At 70.3% G+C, this 21,264-nt stretch carries 21 protein-coding genes and 1 riboswitch; of the genes, 11 read left to right on the top strand and 10 right to left on the bottom strand.

Annotation, left to right across the window (positions count from 1 at the left end; translation table 11 throughout):
* The first annotated feature begins 11 nt into the window (after positions 1-11).
* Positions 12-563, top strand: a complete 552-nt coding sequence (locus AC1UKG_RS14325) for an Lrp/AsnC family transcriptional regulator (RefSeq protein WP_026271148.1) — start codon at positions 12-14, stop codon at positions 561-563.
* On the opposite strand, the gene AC1UKG_RS14320 is transcribed toward AC1UKG_RS14325, so the two are convergent.
* Positions 504-1,580 carry a non-homologous end-joining DNA ligase LigD gene (locus AC1UKG_RS14320; RefSeq protein ID WP_080641885.1) on the bottom strand — a complete coding sequence of 359 codons (1,077 nt, stop codon included), beginning with the start codon at positions 1,578-1,580 and terminating at the stop codon, positions 504-506. The two genes, AC1UKG_RS14325 and AC1UKG_RS14320, sit on opposite strands and share 60 nt — an antisense overlap.
* A gap of 40 nt (positions 1,581-1,620) precedes the next feature.
* The gene (locus AC1UKG_RS14315; protein WP_482642505.1) at positions 1,621-2,502 is read right to left on the bottom strand and encodes a metallophosphoesterase family protein; all 882 of its coding nucleotides are present in this window, start codon (positions 2,500-2,502) and stop codon (positions 1,621-1,623) included.
* A gap of 111 nt (positions 2,503-2,613) precedes the next feature.
* Positions 2,614-2,703, top strand: a riboswitch (ZMP/ZTP riboswitch).
* A 31-nt stretch (positions 2,704-2,734) separates the two neighbouring features.
* Here AC1UKG_RS14315 and AC1UKG_RS14310 point away from each other — a divergent pair.
* The gene (locus tag AC1UKG_RS14310) at positions 2,735-4,171 is read left to right on the top strand and encodes a glycine hydroxymethyltransferase (protein WP_482642504.1); all 1,437 of its coding nucleotides are present in this window, start codon (positions 2,735-2,737) and stop codon (positions 4,169-4,171) included.
* Positions 4,172-4,195: 24 nt separating this feature from the next.
* Here the strand turns inward: AC1UKG_RS14310 and AC1UKG_RS14305 are convergent, their stop codons facing one another.
* The 3 genes from AC1UKG_RS14305 to AC1UKG_RS14295 all read right to left on the bottom strand — a co-directional run bounded on the left by AC1UKG_RS14305 (position 4,196) and on the right by AC1UKG_RS14295 (position 6,325).
* Entirely contained in the window at positions 4,196-4,993 is a 798-nt protein-coding gene (locus AC1UKG_RS14305) for a DedA family protein (RefSeq protein WP_018813450.1), read from the bottom strand.
* Between the two features lie 87 nt (positions 4,994-5,080).
* The gene (locus AC1UKG_RS14300; RefSeq protein ID WP_018742692.1) at positions 5,081-5,914 is read right to left on the bottom strand and encodes a Scr1 family TA system antitoxin-like transcriptional regulator; all 834 of its coding nucleotides are present in this window, start codon (positions 5,912-5,914) and stop codon (positions 5,081-5,083) included.
* Between the two features lie 171 nt (positions 5,915-6,085).
* Positions 6,086-6,325 carry a DUF397 domain-containing protein gene (locus AC1UKG_RS14295; protein ID WP_018731107.1) on the bottom strand — a complete coding sequence of 80 codons (240 nt, stop codon included), beginning with the start codon at positions 6,323-6,325 and terminating at the stop codon, positions 6,086-6,088.
* 235 nt (positions 6,326-6,560) lie between these two features.
* On the opposite strand from AC1UKG_RS14295, the gene AC1UKG_RS14290 reads away from it, so the two are divergent.
* From AC1UKG_RS14290 to AC1UKG_RS14260, 7 genes are all read left to right on the top strand, one after another.
* Positions 6,561-7,208: a GGDEF domain-containing protein gene (locus tag AC1UKG_RS14290; RefSeq protein ID WP_018742693.1), complete on the top strand. Its 648-nt coding sequence runs from the start codon at positions 6,561-6,563 to the stop codon at positions 7,206-7,208.
* Positions 7,209-7,424: 216 nt separating this feature from the next.
* Positions 7,425-7,694: a metal-sensitive transcriptional regulator gene (locus tag AC1UKG_RS14285; RefSeq protein ID WP_018813449.1), complete on the top strand. Its 270-nt coding sequence runs from the start codon at positions 7,425-7,427 to the stop codon at positions 7,692-7,694.
* A gap of 133 nt (positions 7,695-7,827) precedes the next feature.
* A complete protein-coding gene (locus tag AC1UKG_RS14280) occupies positions 7,828-9,240 on the top strand; it encodes a rhodanese-like domain-containing protein (protein ID WP_482642503.1) in 1,413 nt (470 codons plus the stop codon).
* A gap of 74 nt (positions 9,241-9,314) precedes the next feature.
* The gene (locus tag AC1UKG_RS14275) at positions 9,315-9,908 is read left to right on the top strand and encodes a rhodanese-like domain-containing protein (RefSeq protein WP_482642502.1); all 594 of its coding nucleotides are present in this window, start codon (positions 9,315-9,317) and stop codon (positions 9,906-9,908) included.
* Positions 9,905-10,804, top strand: a complete 900-nt coding sequence (locus AC1UKG_RS14270; protein ID WP_018813446.1) for a sulfite exporter TauE/SafE family protein — start codon at positions 9,905-9,907, stop codon at positions 10,802-10,804. The genes AC1UKG_RS14275 and AC1UKG_RS14270 overlap by 4 nt, the downstream gene beginning before the upstream one ends.
* 134 nt (positions 10,805-10,938) lie before the next feature.
* On the top strand, positions 10,939-11,115 hold the full coding sequence (locus AC1UKG_RS14265; RefSeq protein ID WP_018742697.1) for a hypothetical protein: 177 nt from the start codon (positions 10,939-10,941) through the stop codon (positions 11,113-11,115).
* A gap of 103 nt (positions 11,116-11,218) precedes the next feature.
* Entirely contained in the window at positions 11,219-12,907 is a 1,689-nt protein-coding gene (locus AC1UKG_RS14260; RefSeq protein ID WP_482642501.1) for a long-chain-fatty-acid--CoA ligase, read from the top strand.
* 144 nt (positions 12,908-13,051) lie between these two features.
* Here AC1UKG_RS14260 and AC1UKG_RS14255 read toward each other — a convergent pair whose 3' ends face one another.
* Positions 13,052-14,194 carry an acyl-CoA desaturase gene (locus tag AC1UKG_RS14255; protein ID WP_018813444.1) on the bottom strand — a complete coding sequence of 381 codons (1,143 nt, stop codon included), beginning with the start codon at positions 14,192-14,194 and terminating at the stop codon, positions 13,052-13,054.
* 16 nt (positions 14,195-14,210) lie between these two features.
* A complete protein-coding gene (locus AC1UKG_RS14250; RefSeq protein ID WP_018742700.1) occupies positions 14,211-15,302 on the bottom strand; it encodes a ferredoxin reductase in 1,092 nt (363 codons plus the stop codon).
* 86 nt (positions 15,303-15,388) lie between these two features.
* Here AC1UKG_RS14250 and AC1UKG_RS14245 point away from each other — a divergent pair, with 86 nt between their 5' ends.
* On the top strand, positions 15,389-16,633 hold the full coding sequence (locus AC1UKG_RS14245; protein ID WP_018742701.1) for a helix-turn-helix domain-containing protein: 1,245 nt from the start codon (positions 15,389-15,391) through the stop codon (positions 16,631-16,633).
* Positions 16,634-16,698: 65 nt separating this feature from the next.
* Here AC1UKG_RS14245 and AC1UKG_RS14240 read toward each other — a convergent pair whose 3' ends face one another.
* Positions 16,699-17,472 carry a peptidase gene (locus AC1UKG_RS14240; RefSeq protein ID WP_482642500.1) on the bottom strand — a complete coding sequence of 258 codons (774 nt, stop codon included), beginning with the start codon at positions 17,470-17,472 and terminating at the stop codon, positions 16,699-16,701.
* Entirely contained in the window at positions 17,472-18,755 is a 1,284-nt protein-coding gene (locus AC1UKG_RS14235; RefSeq protein ID WP_018742703.1) for a VWA domain-containing protein, read from the bottom strand. Before AC1UKG_RS14235 ends, AC1UKG_RS14240 begins: the two co-directional genes overlap by 1 nt.
* Before the next feature lie 100 nt (positions 18,756-18,855).
* Between AC1UKG_RS14235 and AC1UKG_RS14230 the strand changes: the two genes are divergently transcribed.
* The gene (locus AC1UKG_RS14230; protein WP_482642499.1) at positions 18,856-20,106 is read left to right on the top strand and encodes an MFS transporter; all 1,251 of its coding nucleotides are present in this window, start codon (positions 18,856-18,858) and stop codon (positions 20,104-20,106) included.
* A 24-nt stretch (positions 20,107-20,130) separates the two neighbouring features.
* Here the strand turns inward: AC1UKG_RS14230 and AC1UKG_RS14225 are convergent, their stop codons facing one another.
* The gene (locus AC1UKG_RS14225) at positions 20,131-21,264 is read right to left on the bottom strand and encodes a hypothetical protein (RefSeq protein ID WP_026271144.1); all 1,134 of its coding nucleotides are present in this window, start codon (positions 21,262-21,264) and stop codon (positions 20,131-20,133) included.

The following is a 21,264-nucleotide window of genomic DNA, read 5'->3' as shown; positions in this document are numbered from 1 at the left end:
GAGGTGCCACGATGAGCCAAGAGCCCAGCCCGGATGGGGCTTCGACGACCGGACCGGGACGATCGGCCCGGCCGCTAGACCATGTGGACCGCCGTATCCTGGCCGAGCTGGTCCGGGACGGACGCACGTCGGTGCGGACACTCGCCGCACGTCTGCACATCTCCCGAACCAACGCGTACACCCGGGTGGAGCGGTTGCTGCGCGACGGGGTGGTCACCGGCTTTCAGGCCCGGGTGGCACCGGAGGCCGCCGGGTTGGGTACCTCGGCGTACATCGCCATCACCATCGAACAGAACACCTGGCGTGAGGTCTCGGCGGGACTGGCCCAGGTGCACTACCTGGCGCACGCCGCACTGGTCGGCGGCGACCACGACGTACTCGCTCTGGTCCGAGCCCCGGACAACGCCACGTTGCGAGACGTGGTGCTGACCCGGGTGCAGCGCATCCCCGGAGTGCTCTCCACCCGCACCTGGCTGGTCTTCCACGAGTTCGACGGCGAGCTGTCACCCTGGGGCCCGACCGCGTCCCCTCCGCTTCCCGGTCCCGGGCGCCCGGGACCCTGAACGCTCCGGCGGCGCCGCCAGCTTCTCCCGGTCGGCCAACTCCAGCAACGGCTCCAGCGAATAGGCCCGCTCGTCCAGACCCGCGTGCGGATCGCCGTGCTCGGTGAAGCGGGCCGGCATCGTGGTGATGTCGAAGTCCTCCGGCCGGGCGTCGTCCAGTTCGGTCCAGGCCACCGGTGCGGAGACCAACGCCGCCGGGGTGGGCCGGATCGAGTACGCCGAGGTCATCGTGTGGTCCCGGGCCATCTGGTTGTAGTCGACGAAGACCGGCCGATCCCGCTGCTCCCGCCACCAGGTGGTGGTGACCAGGTCGGGCCGGCGACGCTGGATCTCCCGGCCCAGCGCCAACACCGCCCGGCGGCAGTCACCGAAACCCCACCGTGGCTCGATGGTGAGGTAGATGTGCAGCCCTCGTCCCCCAGTGGTCTTCGGGTAGCCAACCAGCCCGAGCTCGTCGAGGAACGCGCGGACCTCGTGCGCCACCGGAACCACCTGGTCGAACCCGACTCCGGGTAGCGGATCCAGGTCGATGCGCAGCTGGTCTGGTCGCTCGACATCACGCCGGGACACCGGCCACGGATGAAACCGGAGCGTACCGAGGTTGACCGCCCAGGCCACCACGGCCAGCTCACTCGGCGCGAGCTCGTCCGCGCTCCGACCGCTCGGGAAGGTCAGGTGCGCGGTGCGAACCCAGTCGGGAGCGCCCGCCGGCAGCCGCTTCTGATAGAAGGCGTCACCACGGTTGTCCGCCCGTGTCGCGATCTTGGCACCGGCGAGGACGCCACGCGGCCACCGCTCGAGCATCGTCGGCCGGTCCCGCAGGGCGCGCAGAATGCCATCGCCGACGGCCAGAAAGTAGCGCACCACATCGAGTTTGGTCAGCCCCAACTCGGAGAAGTAGGGCTTGTCCGGGTTGGAGACGCGAACCAGCCGCCGTCCCACCCGGAGCTGCTCGGCCGGCGTCGCCACGCCCACACCGTAGCCGTGATCCGGGCGCGCACCAGGTCGGACGCGCATCGCCGGCCGCACGGACCCGATTGCCCGGCGCAGGAACGGGCTACCAGGCGGTCGGTGGCAACCCTGCCGGCGCCGGCAGGATCCGGCGCGGCTGCCCCAGCGGCCCACTCCGTCGCCGCCACTCCCGGGGATAGCCCACCGACACCTCCTCGAAGCGCACCCCGTCGTACCAGGTGGTGCGCGGGACGTGGAGGTGGCCATAGACCACCGCGACGGCGTCGAAGCGCCGATGCCAGTCGGCCGTCGCCTCGGTGCCGCACCACTGCGCGAAGATCGGATAGCGGAGAATGTGGGTGGGCTCGCGACGCAGCGGCCAGTGGTTCATCAGGACCGTCGGAAGCGCCGGGTCCCGCTCCGCCAGCCGCCGGGCCGTCCCGGCGACCCGGGCCGCGCACCACGCCGACCGGCTCTCGTACGGGTCGGGGTGAAGCAGATACTCGTCGGTGCAGATGATCCCGGTCCGGTACGCCTCGGCGAGCGCGGCCTGCGACGTGTCGAGGCCCTCGGGGCGCCAGCTGTAGTCGTAGAGCAGGAACAGCGGCGCCACGGTGACCGGGCCGCCGGGCCCCTCCCACACCTGATACGGGTCCTCCGGCGTGACGACGCCGAGCTCTCGGCAGAGTTCGACCAGGTGGGCGTAGCGGGCGGCACCGCGCAGCGGCACCGGATCGGCCGGCAGGCTCCACAACTCGTGGTTGCCGGGCGACCAGAGCACCTTCGCGAACCGGGCAGCCAGCAGCCGCAGCGCCCACTCGACCTGCGCGACCGTGTCTCCCACGTCGCCGGCGACTAACAGCCAGTCCGCCGGCGACTCCGGGCGGAGCCGCTCGACGACCGTCCGGTTTTCCGCGTGCCGCACGTGCAGATCACTGATGGCGAGCAGACTTCCCTGACCATCCGCCCGATCGCCCGACCCCGTCATGGTCCGATCCTAGCCACACTCGCCACCACCGTCGATCTTCGATCGGCTCCCGGCCGGCGGAGCAGGGCGTACGAATGGGTGCCGGCCCCGCCGAGGCGAACCGGTAGGATCCCCTCGGGTCGGGACTGGCGCGATTGGGATGGAGCACCATCGGGGAACGACCCATCACGAGGACGCACGCCGAGCGCCTGGGCCTCCACACGTCCACCGGGAACGTTCACCAGGAGGTCACATGTCGGGTAACGCCGAGTCCACCGCCTATCGCAGCGCACTCGAGGTGATCGGTGCCGTCGAGCCGCGGGTCGCCAACGCCATCCGCGCCGAGTTGGCCGACCAGCGTGAGTCGCTCAAGCTAATCGCCAGCGAGAACTACGCCTCCCCCGCGACGCTGCTGGCGATGGGCAACTGGTTCAGCGACAAGTACGCCGAGGGTACGGTCGGCCGTCGCTTCTACGCCGGCTGCCAGAACGTCGACACGGTCGAGGCGCTCGCCGCCGAGCACGCCCGGGAGTTGTTCGGAGCGCCGTACGCCTACGTACAGCCGCACTCGGGGATCGACGCCAACCTGGTCGCCTTCTGGGCGGTCCTCGCCGACCGGATCGAGTCGCCCGCCCTCACGCGGGCCCAGGTCCGGCACGTCAACGACCTCACCGAGGCCGACTGGTTCGCTTTGCGCCGCGAGCTGGGCAACCAGCGGATGCTGGGCATGTCGCTGGACGCGGGGGGTCACCTCACCCACGGCTTCCGGCCGAACATCTCCGGCAAGATGTTCGACCAGCGCAGCTACGGCACCGACCCGGAGACCGGGCTGATCGACTACGACCGGGTCGCCGAGGCGGCCCGCGAGTTCAAGCCGCTGATCCTCGTCGGCGGCTACTCGGCGTACCCCCGGAAGGTCAACTTCCGAATCCTGCGCGAGATCGCCGACTCGGTCGGAGCCACCTTCATGGTGGACATGGCCCACTTCGCCGGGTTGGTCGCCGGCAAGGTCTTCACCGGTGACTTCGACCCGATTCCGCATGCGCACATTGTGACCTCCACCACGCACAAGTCCTTGCGCGGTCCCCGCGGCGGCCTGGTGCTCTGCGGTCCAGAGCTCGCCGAGCAGGTCGACCGGGGCTGCCCGATGGTGCTCGGCGGCCCGCTGCCGCAGGTGATGGCCGCCAAGGCGGTCGCGCTCGCCGAGGCCCGGCGCCCCGACTTCGTCGACTACGCCGAGCGCATCGTCGCCAACGCGCAGGCCCTGGCTGACGGATTGCAGCGTCGGGGCGCGAAGCTGGTCACCGGCGGGACCGACAACCACCTGGCGCTGATCGACGTGACCGGGTACGGGCTCACCGGCCGGCAGGCCGAGCAGGCGCTCCTTGACTCGGGCATCGTCACCAACCGCAACGCGATCCCGCAGGACCCGAACGGCGCCTGGTACACCTCCGGGATCCGGATCGGTACGCCGGCGTTGACCACCCGGGGCTTCGGCACCACGGAGTTGGACGCCACCGCCGAGCTGATCCACACCGTCCTGAGCCGGACCGCGCCCGGGACGAACGCCGACGGCACCGCCTCGAAGGCGAAGTACGTGCTGGACCCGGGCGTCGCCGACCGGGTCGGCAAGCAGGCCAGCGACCTGCTCACCGGCTTCCCCCTCTATCCCGCCATCGACCTCGGCTAGCCCGCCGGCACCTCGATCGCCACGTCAGCGCACGGTGGTGTCCTCGGACCAGCTGCTCCGGTAGAGAGTTCCCCGGCCCTGCGGGTCGGGGACACCATCGAGGGGCGGCATCGGCGCGGGGAACTCGTCCTCCGGCCCGTTGGGCCGCACTCCCCCGGTCGTCCGGGAGCGGCGGAGCCGGGTGACGACGAACCAGACGAGCCCCGCCACGCAGGCCAGGATGACGACGTTCTGGAGCACACCGGCGTACGCCTCGACCAGGTGCCAGTTGTCACCGAGCAGGTAGCCGGCCATGACGAAGGTCGTGTTCCAGATCAGGCTGCCCAAGGTGGTGTAGACGACGAAGGTCCACACTGGCATCCGCTCCACCCCGGCCGGGATCGAGATCATGCTTCGGAAGATCGGAATCATCCGACCGAAGAACACCGCCTTGACGCCGTGCCGGAGAAACCACTCTTCGGTCTTGTCGACGTCGCTCAGCTTCACCAGCGGAAGCCGGGCGGCGATGGCGCGCATCCGGTCCCGGCCCAGTGCCGCACCGATGTAGTACAGCGCGAGCGCACCCACCAGCGAACCCACCGTGGTCCAGAAGATCGCGCTGATGACGCTCATCCGCCCCTGTCCGGCGACGAACCCGGCCAGGGGAAGGATCACCTCGCTGGGAATCGGCGGAAACAGGTTCTCCAGCGCCACGGCGAGGCCGGCGCCGGGCCCGCCCAGCCGTTCCACCAGGCCGATCACGTGCCCCACCAGCCCATCCTGTGGGGGTTCCTGGTTGGCGGTGGTACCGACGGAGAGGAGGGCGTGCACGGTTCGAGGCATGGGCTACACGGTACGAACTGATCCTGTACGCGCATCCAGGCGGTCCACGGTCAACCGAGGACCAGTTCGGGCGGCGGTGGCGCCGAGTCAGTCCGCGGGCAGGTCGGCCAGGATCCGGCCGAGGAGTTCCGGCGTACGCTCCGGCGGCTCCGCCTCCACACAGAGCCGCTCCATCGCCAACGCGTAGAACTCCAGATCTTCCCGCTTGTCGAGGTAGAGGGCGCTGGTGAGCTGCTCAATGTAGACCACATCGGGCAGTTCCTGGTCACCGAAGCGCAGGATGGAGAAGGCGCCGCCCGCGGCGGCGTGCCCGCCGGCGGCGAACGGTACGACCTGGAGCCGCACGTTCGGCAACCTTGTCGCCTCGATCAGCGCCGAAACCTGCTGCCGCATGACCGCCGTGCCGCCGATCGGCCGGCGCAGGGCCGCCTCGTCCACCACGGCCCACAGCTGCGGCGGATCCTCCCTGTGCAGCACCTCCTGCCGCCGCATCCGCAGGGTGACCCGACGGTCGATCTCCGCCGACGCGGCGCGGCTGTGACCGAGCAGCACGACCGCCCGGGCGTACGCCTCGGTCTGGAGCAGCCCGGGCACGAACTGGAGCTCGTACGTGCGGATCAGGGCAGCTGCCGCCTCCAGCCCGAGGTACGCCTGGAACCAGGACGGCAGCACGTCACCGTATCGGTGCCACCAACCGGGGCTGTTCGCGTCCCGGGCAAGGTGGAGCAGGGCGTCCCGCTCGGTGGGGTCGGTGATGCCGTAGAGGGTCAGCAGATCGGCGACGTCGCGTTCCTTGAACCCGACCCGCCCCAGCTCCATTCTGCTGATCTTCGATTCAGAGGCCCGAATCTCCCAGCCCGCGCCCTCCCGGGTCACCCCGCGGGACTCCCGCAGCCGGCGCAGCTGCGCGCCGAGCATCATCCGCAGGACGGTCGGGCCAGCCGATGACCCCCCCTCCACGGGTATCGTCGCCACTGCCGCGCCTCCGTTTGCTGGACCGCCCGTGCCGGACCTGACCCGGTCGCCGGGCCAGCATGCCATGGCCCGTCGGTGAGGGGAATCGGTCCCGACGGCGCGGCGTGGACCAGTGGATCAGTGGATCAGGTGATCAAAATCACCATCCCGAGCACCGAGCACGAAGGCCGCGATCTCGTCCACGGTGTAGATCAAGGCAGGGCCGTCGGGATGCCGGGAGTTGCGCACGGCGATGCCCGCACCATCGGGTAGTTCGGCCAGCTCGACGCAGTTGCCGCTGGGGTTGCTGCGGCGACTCTTCTGCCACCGCAACGGCGGCAGCTCGGGAACGGGAACGCCATTCGGTAGCGGCTGCATGTGCGCCCTTCTCGTCATGCATCCATCCACACCGCAGCCCCAGCGGGTGCGGGTGGACAGAGAGGCTCCTGCACGTGCATCTGCTATTGCATCTGCATCGGACAGAGCGCATGATAGCCGACGGGAGTGGTGTCGATCCGCTTACCGTAAGTCACCTTTACTGGGCGACTAGCAGGGCAGACACGGGGTCGGTGACCATCGGCGATGCCGGGTCATCGGTATGACGGGAGGACTCATGCCGGATCCGCTGACGATCGCGTCCGGCGTCTGCGCCGCGGGCGCCCTCGTCTCGTCCTGGCAGCTGCACCGCCGGGCGGTGCAGGCCGAGACGGAAATCGCCGTCCTCCAGGCCGAGCTCGCCGCCGAGCGCCACGCGGCCAGCCACGACCCGCTCACCGGCCTACCCAACCGACGAGCCTTTCATCGGCTGGCCGCCGCGCTGCTGACTCGAGCGGACGGGCGACCGCTGATCGCCGTCGTCCTCGATCTCGACGACTTCAAACAGATCAACGATCGGTACGGGCACGCCGCCGGCGACCAGGTACTGGTCAACGTCGCCCAACGGCTCGCCGACTTCGCTGGCGGCGACCCGGTCGCCCGGCTCGGCGGGGATGAGTTCGCCGGGTTGCTCACCGCTCCCGAGGTCGAGCGGCGATGGCTTGAGCACGCCACCCGCCGGCTGCACGACGTTCTCGCCGCACCGATCCGGCTGCACTCCGCAAGCGTGCGAGTGACCGCCTCCGTCGGGTTGGCGCCGGTCACCTGCCCCACCCAGCTCTCCGAGGCGTTGGACCGGGCCGACGCGGCGATGTACCGGGCGAAGAGCATCGACTCGCCCCACCTCCGGCAGCTCCTCGACAGCGCGAGCGGTGGCGACCGCTGAGCGACCAGGCACCCTCGCCCGGTGGTCCGCACGCGACAGACCATCGGGTGGCCGGCAGGGGGCATCCGAGCGGATAGCCCCGGACCGGATACCGAGTGCCGCACCGGATGCACTCCAGGTCGGTAACGGCGATGGCACTCGCCGGCCGGATCGGCATGACGAAGACCACTACGCACACCATACCCCCGGGGGTATGGTGGGTACCGGAGGTGCCAGGTGAAGCTTCGACCCGAGATGACCGGTGCTGCGCTGACCCGACTCAAGCGTGCCCGAGGCCAACTCAACGCTGTGATCGACATGATGGAAGACGGTCAGGACTGCCGGGAGGTGCTGACCCAGCTCGCCGCGGTGTCAAAGGCCGTCGACCGCGCTGGCTACAAGATCATCGCCTCGGGCATGCGGCACTGCACCACCGCCCGGGAACAGGGCGAGGCCCCGGAGATGACCGAGGAGGAGTTGGAGAAGCTCTTCCTGGCCCTGGCCTGAATCAACCGAAGAACCAACCCTCCGGCCGCATTCCGGCGGCCGGAGGGGGTATCCGGCACGCCAACCGAAAGGCACCCATCCGCCCGCTGGATACCCCCGGGGGTATAAAACCTCTCCTGGAAGGAGCACGACGGTGGAGTTCACCGTGTCGGTCCTCGCGACCTCATCCCTGGGCGACCGCAGCTACCTGGCCTCCGATGGTCAGGTAGCGGTCGTCGTCGACCCACAGCGCGACATCGACCGAATCCTCTACCTTGCCGGAGCGGCGGGTGTCCGAATCACCCACGTGGTCGAGACACACATCCATAACGACTACGTCTCCGGTGGACTCGAACTGGCCCGGGCGACCGGTGCCCACTACCTGGTCGCCGCAGCCGAGCGGGTCGAGTTCGGACGACTGCCGGTCGCCGACGGCGACACCCTGGCGGTCTCCGACACGATGCGCCTGCGGGTGATCGCCACCCCCGGCCACACCTTCCACCACCTGTCCTACGTCCTGGACTACGCGCACGATGGCGACTGGCGACCGGCGGGAGTCTTCACCGGCGGCTCGCTCCTCTTCGGCACCACCGGCCGCACCGACCTGCTCGGCCAGCAACACGCCCACGAACTGGCCCACCACCAGCACGCCTCGGCCCGACGGCTGGCCGACCTGCTGCCCGACGGCGCCGAGGTGTGGCCGACCCACGGGTTCGGCAGTTTCTGCTCCGCCAGCCAGACCGACGCCCCGGCATCGACCATCGGCCGGGAGAAGGAGGCCAACCCGGTGCTCCGGCTGGCCGCCGACGCCTTCATCACCGAGACCCTCTCCGGGTTGGACGCCTACCCCGCCTACTACGCCCACATGGGCGCCACCAACCTCAGCGGTCCGGCACCGGTGGACCTCACTCCGGTCGCCCGCGCCGACGCCGCCGAACTGCGCCGACGGGTCAACGCCGGGGAATGGGTGGTTGACCTACGGCACCGCAAGGCATACGCCGCCTCCCATCTGGCCGGTACGGTCAGCCTCGGACTGGACGGAGCGATGTCCACCTGGCTCGGCTGGCTCATCAGCTGGGGCACACCGGTGACCCTGCTCGCCGAGACCTCCGCGCAGATCGCCGAGGCACAGCGCGAACTGGTACGCATCGGCATCGACCGGCCAGCTGCCCAGGCCACCGGTGCGGCCGGGCGGTGGGCCGCCGACCACGAGCAGCTACGGGAGCTACCGCTGGCCGACTTCGCCGCGCTCGCCGCCGCCCAAGCCGGGCGGCTCCCCACCGTGCTGCCCACCCCCGACGTGGTGCTCGACGTGCGAATGGCCAACGAGTGGACCGCGGGCCACATCGCCGGAGCCGTACACCTTCCCCTACCCGCGCTTCCCGGGCGGCTCACCGACCTGCCCGCTGGCGCGGTCTGGGTGCACTGCGGTTCCGGCTACCGGGCCGCCGCCGCCGGGTCGCTGTTGGCGAATGCCGGCCGCGACGTGGTCGTCATCGACGACCGGTTCGCCGCGGCGGCGGGGGCCGGAGTCACCCTGGTCGGGCCGGGTGCCACCCACGCCTGAACCGGCACGGCCGCCCCTGCGACGAGCGGCGCCCCCTCGTCCATCCCACCGGAGCACCCATAAGCGAGGAGACCATGACCACCACCCATACCGCCCTCGACGCCACCCAGCTGCGGGCACTCATCGACTCGGGCAGCGCCCCGCGCCTGCTCGACGTGCGCACTCCGGCCGAGTTCGCGACCGCGCACATCCCCGGTGCCCACAACGTGCCCCTCGACCTGCTCAAGGAACACCGCGCGGAGCTCCGCGACCACCTCGACGAGGACGTGGTGCTGATCTGCCACTCGGGTGCCCGGGCCAGACAGGCCGAGCGGACGCTCGCCGGAATCGGCCTACCGAACGTCAAGGTCCTGACCGGCGGCATGGTGGCGTGGCGGGGCGCCGTCGGGCCCGTCACCGAAGGCACCCCCCGGTGGGACCTGGAGCGGCAGGTCCGGCTGGTCGCCGGTGCCATCGTGCTGGCCAGTGTCGTGGCCTCGCTGTTCGTACCCGGTGCCGAGTGGATAGCCGGCGTCATCGGCGTGGGACTCACCGCCGCCGCGCTGAGCAACACCTGCGCGTTGGGCATGCTGCTCAGCAAGCTTCCGTACAACCGGAACGCCAGCTGTGACCTGGATACCATCGTCGGTCACCTGCGCGACGCCTCGCCCGCCGGCCGGCGATTGTGACCGTCAACCTCGCCCTGACCGTCGGGCTGGCCGTCCTGATCGGGCTCAGCCTCGGCCTACTTGGCGGGGGCGGCTCCATCCTCGCCGTACCGCTGTTGGTCTACGTCGCCGACCTGCCGGCGAAGGAGGCGATCGCCACCTCCCTGCTGGTGGTCGGCGTGACCAGCGCGGTCGGTGTGCTACCGCATGCCCGTGCCGGACGGATCCGCTGGCGTAGCGGCCTGCTCTTCGGGGCTGCCGGCATGGCTGGGGCCTACGTCGGCGGCCGGCTGGCCGCGTTCATCCCGGCGACGGTCCTGCTCACCGGCTTCGCGGTGATGATGCTCGCCACGGCGGCCGCGATGATCCGCGGTCGTCGTGGCACCGGCGGCGGTACGGTGCCACGCGAGCTCCCGGTGCGGCGGGTCCTGCTGGACGGCGTCGTGGTCGGCCTGGTCACCGGCCTGGTCGGCGCGGGTGGCGGCTTCCTGGTGGTACCCGCGCTCGCCCTGCTCGGTGGTCTGCCGATGCCGGTCGCCGCCGGCACCTCACTGGTCGTGATTGCGATGAAGTCGTTCGCGGGTCTGGCCGGATTCTTGTCCAGCGTCAGCATCGACTGGGGCCTGGCCGCCGCGGTCACCACCGCCGCGGTCGCCGGCAGTCTCGCCGGCGCCCGGCTGGCCGGCCGCCTGCCCGAGGTCGTGCTCCGCCGGACGTTCGGCGGATTCGTGGTGGTCGCGGGCGTGTTCATCCTGGTCCAGCAGGTGCCCGGAGCTGGCCAGGTCAAAATCCTGGTAGCCGCTCTCGCCGGTGCCCTCGGGGCGGTGGCGCTGCTGGTCGCCGCCCGCCGACGCAGACCCGCCGGGACGGCGGGGCCGGTGCGCCGCGCTGCACAGGATCACCAGGCGAAGAGCTGACCACACGGGCAGGAACTCGTCGGTTCCCGCCCGGCGCAGCGGCGCTCGACGGGTATGTCGCGCACGCATGTTGTCGGCCAGGCCGGGAAGGCGGCGGAGCGTCCCCCGCCAACGGGGGCGGGACGGAGGTCGACATGCGGGTAATACTGTGGGTCATCGGCATCGTCGCTGCCGCACTCATCCTGCTGGGACTGCTCTGGCAGGCGGCCCAATGGCTGATGGTTATCGGTGCGATCGCGCTGGTGGTCGTGATCATCATGGCGGTGGTCAAGGTGCGCCAGATGGCCCGGCAATCGCAACGACGGCACTGACCACGGAACACTCCATCGGCGGTGCGGCGACAGGTACCTCGCCGGGTCTTCTACCAGACCGTAGGTTACGGTCCGGTAGGCGGACGTGGGGAGGATGGACACCATGAACCTGAGCGCCGAACGGCCGTGGCTGCGAAGCTACGCACCGGGCGTGCCGACGACCATCACCCCGACCGACGAGTCCCTGGTCGACCTGCTGCGAGTGGCCGTTCACCGGTTCGGCGACCGGACCGCGCTGGACTTCTTCGGCGCCACCACCAGTTACCGGGAGCTGGCGGCACAGGTGGACCGGGCGGCTGAGGCGCTACGCCGCCTCGGCGTCAGCCAGGGCGACCGGGTCGCCCTGGTCCTACCGAACTGCCCGCAGCACGTGGTGGCCTTCTACGCGGTGCTGAGGCTCGGTGCGATCGTGGTCGAGCACAACCCGCTCTACACCGAGCAGGAACTGGCCCATCAACTCGCCGACCACGGTGCCCGGATCGCCGTGGTCTGGAACAAGGTCGCCCCACTGGTGCAGCGCACCACCAACACCACCAAGGTCGAAACGGTCATCGCAGTCGATCTCAGTGCGGCCCTGCCCCGGCTCAAACGTTGGGCGCTGCGGCTACCGGTGCCCCGAGCCCGCACCGCCCGCGCGGCTATCACCGCTCCCGCACCGGGCACCCGGGCCTGGGAGCGCCTGCTGGCCGACAGCGGGCCGCTGGCCGCCGACCACCCCGCGCCGGAGCCGGACGACACCGCGCTGTTGCAGTACACCGGCGGTACCACCGGCACCCCGAAGGGAGCGATCCTCACCCACCGCAACCTGCGCGTCAACGCCGCGCAGGGCCGCGCGTGGGTGCCGGGACTCCGCGACGGCGCCGAGACCGTGTACGGCGTGCTACCGCTGTTCCACGCCTATGGGCTGACGCTCTGCCTGACCTTCTCGGTCAGCATCGGCGCGACCCTGGTGCTGCTGCCCCGCTTCGACGTGGACGAAGCCCTCCAGGCGATGCGTCGCCGCCCGCCGACGTTCCTGCCGGCGGTGCCACCGATCTACGAGAAGCTCGCCGTCGCCGCCCGGGACCGTGGGGTCGACCTGACCTCCATCCGGTACGCCATCTCCGGGGCGATGTCGCTGCCCCCGGCCACCGTGGACCTGTGGGAGTCGGTGACCGGCGGACTGCTGGTCGAGGGGTACGGGATGACCGAGACCTCCCCGGTGGCGTTGGGGAACCCGGTGTCCGCGGCCCGGCAACCCGGCACGGTGGGCATTCCGTTCCCCGCCACCGATATCCGCATCGTTGACCCGGAGGACCCGGCCCAGGACCGCGCCCCCGGTGAGGCAGGCGAGTTGCTGATCAGCGGGCCGCAGGTCTTCGCCGGGTACTGGTGCCGGCCGGAGGAGACAGCAGCGGTGCTGCTGCCCGGCGGTTGGCTCCGGACCGGGGACATCGTGGAGATGAACTCGGACGGCTTCGTACGGGTCGTTGACCGGATCAAAGAACTGATCATTACTGGTGGGTTCAACGTCTACCCCTCCGAAGTGGAAGAGGCGCTGCGGCAGATCCCCGGGGTCGACGACGCCGCGGCGGTCGGCCTGCCCGGCGCCGCTGGCGGCGAGGAGGTTGTCGCCGCGGTGGTGCTGCACGCCGACTGCACCACCGACGAGGCGGGCATCCGGGCCAGGTGCCGGGAGCAACTGACCGCGTACAAGGTGCCGCGCCGGGTGGTGGTGGTCAACGACCTGCCCCGCTCCCAGATCGGCAAGGTCCTGCGCCGGGAGGTTCGCGACCGGTTGCTCGCCAGCTGACTGGACGCCGGGCCGCTTTTACGCCCAGGTCGCGAGGGCTCGTCCGACCCCCCGTGCGTGTCAGCCAGAGGGACACCGGGCCAGCGGAGAAAACAGGTGAGCCCGGGCCGCCGAGACGGCCCGGGCTGACTGACCTACGCCAGCTCAGGCACCCGAGGTGCGCAGCGCCGGTGCCGACCGGTTGCTGGCCTGGTCGCGGGGCCGACGGTTGGGCAGCGACAGCCGGATGACCTTCTTCCAGGCGGAGAAGACCTGCCGGGGCAACGATCCGGTGGTGTACTTCAGGCCGTACCGGTCGAAGAGTGCCCGGACCTCCGGGACGACCTCCCGGTAGCGGTTGCTCGGCAGGTCCGGGAAGAGGTGGTGCTCGATCTGGTGGGAGAGGTTGCCGGACATGATGTGCAGCAACCGGCTACCGCTGATGTTCGCCGAGCCGAGCATCTGCCGCAGGTACCACTCGCCGCGGGTCTCCCCCTCGATCGAGGTCTTCTCGAAGGTCTCCACACCCTCCGGGAAGTGCCCGCACATGATCACAGAGTGGCTCCACAGGTTCCGGACCAGGTTCGCGGTGAAGGTCGCGGCGAGCGTGCTCAGGAACGATGGCCCGGACAGCAGTGGGTGCAGCACATAGTCCTTCAGGACCTGACGGCGGATCTTACGGCCGACCGCCCGGGCCCGGGCCCGGAACGCCGGATCCCGGTGCCGGCCCTTCTTCAGGTTGCGTCCCAGTTCCAGGTCGTAGGCGGCGATGCCGTACTCGAAGAAACAGGCGTTGACCAGGTTCCACAACGGCTGCCCCAGGTGTAGCGGGTGCCACCGCTGGTCCTCGTCCACGCGCATGATGCCGTACCCGAGGTCGTTGTCCTTGCCGATCACGTTGGTGTAGCGGTGGTGCAGCTCGTTGTGTGAGTGCTTCCACTGCTCGGCCGGAGAGACGTGGTCCCACTCCCAGGTCGTGGAATGGATCTTCGGATCCCGCATCCAGTCCCACTGGCCGTGCAGGATGTTGTGCCCGATCTCCATGTTCTCCAGGATCTTGGCGATCGACAGACCGGCCGTCCCGATGATCCACGCCGGCGGGAACAGCGAGAAGAGCAGCACCGCCCGACTGCCCAACTCCAGGCGCCGCTGCGTCCGGATGAGCCGGCGGATGTAGCGGGCGTCCCGCTCTCCCAGGTCGGCCAGCACCCGGTCCCGAATCGCGTCCAGTTCCTTTCCGATCACCTCAATGTCTTCGGCGGTGAGGTGAGCGATCGGGTTGACGGGCTTGCGTTGGATGACTGTCACGTCGGTACTCCGGATTTCAGTGATCGAGGTCGCAGGGGCCGGCGGCGGCCGACACGCAGGTCTGGACGAGGACACCGTCACCGGGAACCGCGGTGGTGAGCGACCCATTGCGCAGGTCACGGACGGCACCCTGGCGCAGCGGCAGGACGCAGCCGTAGCAGATGCCCATGCGGCAACCGGACGGCATGAGTACGCCAGCTGCCTCCCCCGCCTCCAGCAGCGGGGTGCTGCCGTCGGCGGCGACGGTCACCCCGCTGCGGCCGAAGGTGACGGTGCCGCCCTCACCAGGCGAGATGATGGTCGGGCGGAACCGCTCGGTGTGCAGTCGCTCGCCGCGGCCAGCGGCGGTCCAGTGCGCGGTCAGGGCGTCGAGGAGCCCGCCCGGGCCGCACGCCCACGTCTCCCGCTCCAGATGGTCTGGCACCAGCGCGGCCAGGTCGGCGAGGCTGAGCTGGCCGTCATCCCTGGTGTGCCGCTCCACCAGCCGGAGCCCGCCGGCGGTGGCCAGGTCCCGCAGCGCCGCACCGAAGATCACGTCCGCTGCGCGGGGTGCCGAGTGCACCAGCGTGACGTCCGCCCCGGCGAGGGCCCCGCTGCGCAGCATCCCCATGACGGGGGTGATTCCGCTGCCCGCGGTCACCAACAGCACCCGCGCCGGCGGGGTCGGCGGTAACACGAAGTCGCCCTGGGCCTGGTCAAGTTGCACGATCATGCCGGGCTGAGCGTGCCGCACCAGATGGTTGCTTACCAGTCCGTCCGGGACCGCCTTGACGGTGATCGTGATCGGGTCCTGGCGCCCCGCCGGAGCAGAGGTCAGAGAATAGGCCCGCCACTGCCGCACGCCGTTGACATCCACGCCGAGCCGGACGTACTGCCCGGGGCGGTGCCCCTGCCAGTCCCGCCCCGGCTGGATCACGACGGTGGCGGCGTCCGGGGTCTCCGGACGCACCTCGACGATCCGGCCCCGTAGGTCGGCGCCGGCACGCAGCGGGGCGACCAGGTCCAGGTAGTCGTCGGGCAGCAGCGGGGTGGTGACCGCGGCGGCGAGCCGCAGCAGCCCACGACGCAGGGACGCCGGCGCGGATGGGCGCTGGACGGTGGTGGTCATACCCCGATCGTCGCGGCACACTGGCATAAAATCTTGACCTGGGAAGGTGAACCCGATGCGCGAATTTATACGGAGGGAACAAGATCGTGGCCGAACGATCCGAGGCAACCCGGCGCGCGGCGGGGCTGGACCTGAATGATCGGGTCGCCGCGGAGCTCCGCAACCGGCTCGCCCTGCTCGCCGAGCACACCGTCACCGCCATCACCGCCGAGGTACCCAGCTACTCCGGCACCCTCACCGGGCAGATGCGGGACAAGATCGAAAATGCCGTACGAATCGCCCTCGGCACCTTCCTCCAACTCGTTGAACGCTCCTACGGGGCCGACCCCAGCACCCCACTCGTCCCCGCCGTCGAGGCCGCCTACGCGCTCGGCAGCGGAGAGGCCCGCTCCGGCCGCAGCGTGGACGCGTTACTCGCCGCGTACCGGGTGGGCGCCCGGGTCTCCTGGCGGGAAATGTCCGCCATCGCCGTACGCGGACAGCTGCCGGCCGCCACGGTGGCCGAGTTCGCCGAGCTGATGTTCGCCTACATCGACGAGCTCTCCGCCGCCAGCGTCGCGGGCCACGCCGACGAGTTGGCCAGTACCGGGCTCATCCGCCGCCGAAACCTGGAACGACTCACCCAGCAGCTGGTCACCGGAGCCGACGAAGAGGTACTGCTGCGCAGCGCGGAGCGGGCCGACTGGCCACCGCCGCACACCCTCACCGCCGTCCTGCTGCCCCGGTCGAACCTGCGCCCGGCACTCAAGCTGCTGCCCGCGCAGACGCTGGAGAGCGCCGACGACCTGCCCGGTAGCGGGCCCGGCGACGAGACCGCCGGCCTCCTCGTCCCGGATATCCACGGCGACCGGCGGCGGCAGCTTGCCCGACTGCTGCATGGCCGGCGGGCGGTGCTCGGCCCGGCCCGCCCGTGGACCCAGGTCGCCTACTCCTGGCAGCGGACCACCCGGGCGCTTGCCCTGGGTCTGCGTCCGGACGAGGCCGGCGCGCCCCTGGACACCGAGGCACACCTGGCCGAGCTGTTACTCAGCCACGACCCGGAAGGCCTGGCGGACCTGCGGGCACGGGTGTTGGCGCCGCTGGCGGCGCTGCCCCCCACCACCGCCGACCGGTTGACCGAGACGCTGCGCTCCTGGCTGCTGCACCACGGCCGCCGCGACGATGTCGCCGCCGACCTCTTCGTGCATCCGCAGACCGTGCGCTACCGACTGGGCCAGCTGCGCGAACTGTACGGGGAGCGGCTCACCGACCCCGCCACCGTGCTCGACCTGACCCTGGCCCTGGCCTTCCCACCCCACGGGCGGATCAACGAGCTGCTGCCGCAGGACTGATCGGCAGCGGGCGCCCGGGACCACGGACGCCCGCCCGGCCTACCCCGGCACCGTCATCGTCATCGTCACCGACGACGGGGACGCCGGGTCAGACCGAAGCCGACAACTCCAGCCACCGCGGCGAGGATGCCGCCGACCGTGCTCCAGGCCCAGCGCGAACCGAGCTCGGGCAGCCAACCGAAGAAGCCGCCGTCGTCGCCCTCAGCCGGCTCCGGTGGCGCGGCATCGAGGATGGTGCCAGCCTTGGTGGGCAGCACCAACGGCTCCGCCAGCACGCCGTCGTCGCGGGAACCCTCGCCCACCGCGCCGACCAGTAGGTCAACCTCGATCGGCAGGCCAAGGTCCTCCTCCGGCAGCTCGGCCACCGAGAGCCGGACGTAGTACGTGCCGGGGAGCGGATCGGCGGACCACGGCTCCGCCCAGGAGCGCACCTGCCGCAGGGTGCAGCCGAGCGAGACGCTCTCGGCCTCGGCGGTGGCCGTCGGCGTCTGGGCGCCGGCGGTGCAGGCCTGACGCCGCCGCAGCCCGTCGAAGACCTCCACGGTCCACGTCGACTCGCCACCACGCTGCTTGGGCAACGACACGGTCGCGGTGATCTCGTGGCGTTCGCCGGCCACCGCCGGGAACGACCAGTACAGGTAGTCGCCGGTAGCGGCGTCCACCTGCACCGGCTGCCCGGCGGTGATATCGGTGGCGGTCAAGAAGGAGGTCCCCGCTCGGGTGATCGGGGTCCCCCCCGGTGAGGGTGTCGGGGTGGCCCGGGCCGCCCCGGGCGAGACCAGCAGGGCCAGACCGACAGCGGCCAGGACGGTTCCACCCCGCATTGACCGGACCCGCATCACTTCTCCCTCCAGGTCACTACCCACCACCGGGTGAGCACCCCGGACGCCAGTCCGGCCAGCAGACCAGTCACCGTCAGCAGGACCAGCAGCACCCAGCCACGACCGAGATCCGGGGCAGCCGGAGCAGGCGAGGACGCGACCATGTCCACGGTCAGCTCAACCGGCATCCCCGGCGATGTCTGGGTTCCCGGCTGGGGTGCGAAGGCGTTACTCACCACGAGACAGACGATGGTGGCTTCGGCGTCGGTCGTGGTGGACGGGGTTGGGGAGGGCCCGCCCTCCGGCTCCTCCCCCGCCGACCAGCGCAGACCCGCGGAGACGACATCGGTCCGGCCACTACCTGCGTCCACGCCCCGCACCAGCTCCCGACCGTCGGTGGCCACGGCCCGCAGCAGCACCGCGTGGTCGGGGTTGACCGGCCGGTCCAACGCCACGCTGACAGAGGCACGCAGCTCCTGCCCGGGATACACCGGCACCCGATACCAACGGTGCTCCGAGAATTTCTCCCGGTCGCTGTAGACGCCGGCACCGAGTAGCGGGGCATCGGCGCAGACCGAGGTGCCGGCGACCACCGCCGGCGTGACCGTGTGCGTATCCCCGGCCCGGTCAACCAACTGCTTGATCCGGCCAGTCAGCTCGTCCGCGCTCTGCGCCGCGGTGTACGTGCCACCAGTGGCCGCGGCGATGCAGAGCAGCTGCTGGCGCACCTTCTCGTCCGGGGCCAGACCGAGGGTGTCCACGACCAGCTTCGTCCCCTGCGCAGCCAGCTCTCGGGCCACCTCACAGGGGTCCGGCGGGGCACAGGTGTCCTCACCATCGGTGATCAACACAATCCGCCGCGCGGTGCTACCGGTGCCGAGATCCTCGGCGGCCAAGCGTAGCGCCAGTCCGACCGGGGTATACCCGGTCGGACGAAGCGTCGCCACCGCCGCCTTGGCCTGCACCCGGTCGACCGGCCCGACCGGCACGATCTGCTGGGTGTCCTGGCAGCCCCGCTCCTTGTCATCGCCGGGATAGGTGGCACCGAGGACCCGGATGCCGAGTTCCGTCTCGTCCGGCAGCGCGTCCACCACTTCGTTGAACGCCTGCTGGGCAACCGAGATCCGGCTGCGCCCGTCGATGTCGGTGGCCCGCATCGACCCGCTGACATCGAGGACCAACTCGACCTTCGGCGGTTCGACCGGGTTCTCCCAATCCGCGAGGGCCGGTGCCGGACCAATCATCACGCTCGTCGCCAGCAGCCCGACGAGGGCTGCCGCCAATCGTCTCGTCTTGATCATCGCGCGCAGTGTATGGCAGCTCCACATCGGACGGAACTGCGGGTCTGGTGACACAGATCACGCATGCTTCTGATCAGGACCATGCCTAGCGTCGGATGACGTGGTTGATCCGTCGATCGAGTATCAAGAACCGCCAACCTCCGAGCCGCCGGTACGCCCGCTCTCCCAGAACCGTGACTTCGTCATCCTCTGGGTGAGCCAGTCAATTTCCGCGCTGGGTAGCGCTGTCTCCTCGGTAAGCTTCGTCCTGCTGACTCTGGCCCTCACCGGATCGGCAGCACATGCGGGAGCCGTCGCGTCAATCGCCGCTATCACCACTGTGGTGTGTCGGCTCCCGGCGGGGTCCCTGGCGGATCGCTACGACCGACGACTTCTCATGATCGCGGCAGATCTGGGGCGCGCGCTGGCGCTGAGCAGCCTGGTCATCGCCGGCATCGTCGATCGGATCACATTCCTACACCTTGCCGCTGTGGTGGCCACGGAAGCGGCCCTGAGTAGTTGCTTTCAACCCGCGGAGACGGCAGCCCTTCGGTTTGTTGTGGCGCGCGCGCAGGTGCCCCGGGCCGCCGCCCGAAACGAATCCCGTACGCAGCTCGCGACGCTGGTCGGGCCCGCCCTCGGCGGGATACTCTTCAGCGCCGGTCGGATAGTGCCGTTCCTGGTGGATGCCATCTCCTACCTCGTCTCCGCAGTAGGGCTGGCCCTGATCCGACGCCCCCTGCAGAACAACACTGGTGAGCGTGCGCGGCATCGCGGCCGCGGTTTCGTCAACGCGGGTCTGCGGTGGCTGTGGCAGGAGCGGTTCGCCCGGAGCGCGGTGCTCTGGTTCGCCGGCGTCACCTTCGTCTTTCAGTCGATCGGGCTGGTCTGCGTCCTCCTGGCGGAACGCCACGGTGCGGGGCCGGCCGCCACGGGACTGCTGTTCTCGATTACAAGCACGGGCGGGCTGGTGGGCGCGTTGGCGGCACCCCGGCTGGTCGCGCGGTTCCCGCCCCGGACGCTGATCACGTGGTTCGGGTGGGTTGCGGCGATGGTGACTCCGCTGTTGGCGGTGGCCCACTCCGCGTATCTCATCGGTGTCATCGGCGCGCTGGTCTTCTTCCTCGGCCCCGCAGGAAACGCCGCGATCATCGGCTACATCCTCACGCGCGCCGAGCCCGCCCTCCAGGGACGGGTGAGTGCCGCCGTGCACCTTCTCGGCGGGAGCCTGCTACCGGTAGCCCCCGCACTAGCCGGGGTACTGGTCCAGTGGCTCGACGCGGTCCCGACTGTGCTGCTGTACTCGTCGGTTCTGCTCGCCCTCGCGATCTTCGCGACGGCGACGCGTAGCTTCGGCGTACGTCAGTGGTGAACGGGGACGGCCAGCCAGAACAGGTCAGGTGGACTGGGGGCCCTCCGGATCGGTGGAACGCAGGCGCGCACACGCCTGCTCACACGCCCGGTCAAGTCGTTCCGTGGCGTCCCGGGACAGACCGCGTTCGGCTGCGGTCCAGGAAGCCCAGGCATGGACAACGTCCGGAAGGACGTCACTCACATCTGGATCACCGATGGCGTCCCGGGTCAGGCCTGGCAGGCCCAGGGCGGCCATCACCCGACGCGGGCCGAGTCGCATCGGATGGCAGCACGCTCGCTCGGTGAGCTGCTCGACGAAGAGGTCCACCGCCTGACTCGTCGCATCGTCCCCGGGCAGCTTGGAACCGATGCCGGAGGCGAGGAACGCCCGCTTCATGAGTTCGACATCCACGCTGTCTGGCAGCGGGTCCAGCGATGCGGCGGCGCCGCTCAACGCCCGGGCCCGGGCCAGGGTCAACGCCCGCATCTTCCGGTACGCAGCCGGTGCCGGATTCGGCTGGTAGTCCGGATCTTCCAGCACCTCGTCCGAGGTGGCTACCGCGTCCTCGAACAACCGCCGGGCATACGCCGGGTCGACCGGCTCGGTAACGAGACCATCAACTCCGTCGGCACGGCGCAGCACATCCTGCAGCACCTCCACGTCCATGCCCAGGGTCAGTTCCCGAAACAAGCCACCATCCACGGCAAGGTCGATCATGGCCAGAATGCCGTGCTCATCGTCTCCGTCGTAGGAGAAGACGCAGAGCAGAAAGGCGGTCTCGCCAAAGGGATCGTGCGCCCACCAGCAGCCCTCCACCCCTACCCGGCCGATCGTGGACGCCCAGGAGGCATCGGGAACGCCCTGCCGGACGAGCCGGTCGGCGTGCAATCCGGCCAGTTCCCGCTGCGTGTCGACCGGACTCATCGCCTGGAACGCCCGCAGCGCCGCCACCGCCGTCGGTGTCTCCCGCCGACCCAACTCCTGGATGACCCGGGCATCCTCGCGCGCGGCGACAGCCAGGGACGGCCCGAACCCCTCCGCGCCCTGATGGGCGAGCAGCTGCGTCATCCCCTCCTCGATACGCCACGGCGAACCACTCGCCATGATCGAGAAGTTCCACTCAACGAAGTCAGCGCCCGCAACGGCACGATCAATGCCCTGATCGCTGTCATCCAT

Source organism: Salinispora sp. CH2A1_6 (assembly GCF_056820975.1).
This window is presented reverse-complemented; position numbering and strand designations above follow the sequence as displayed.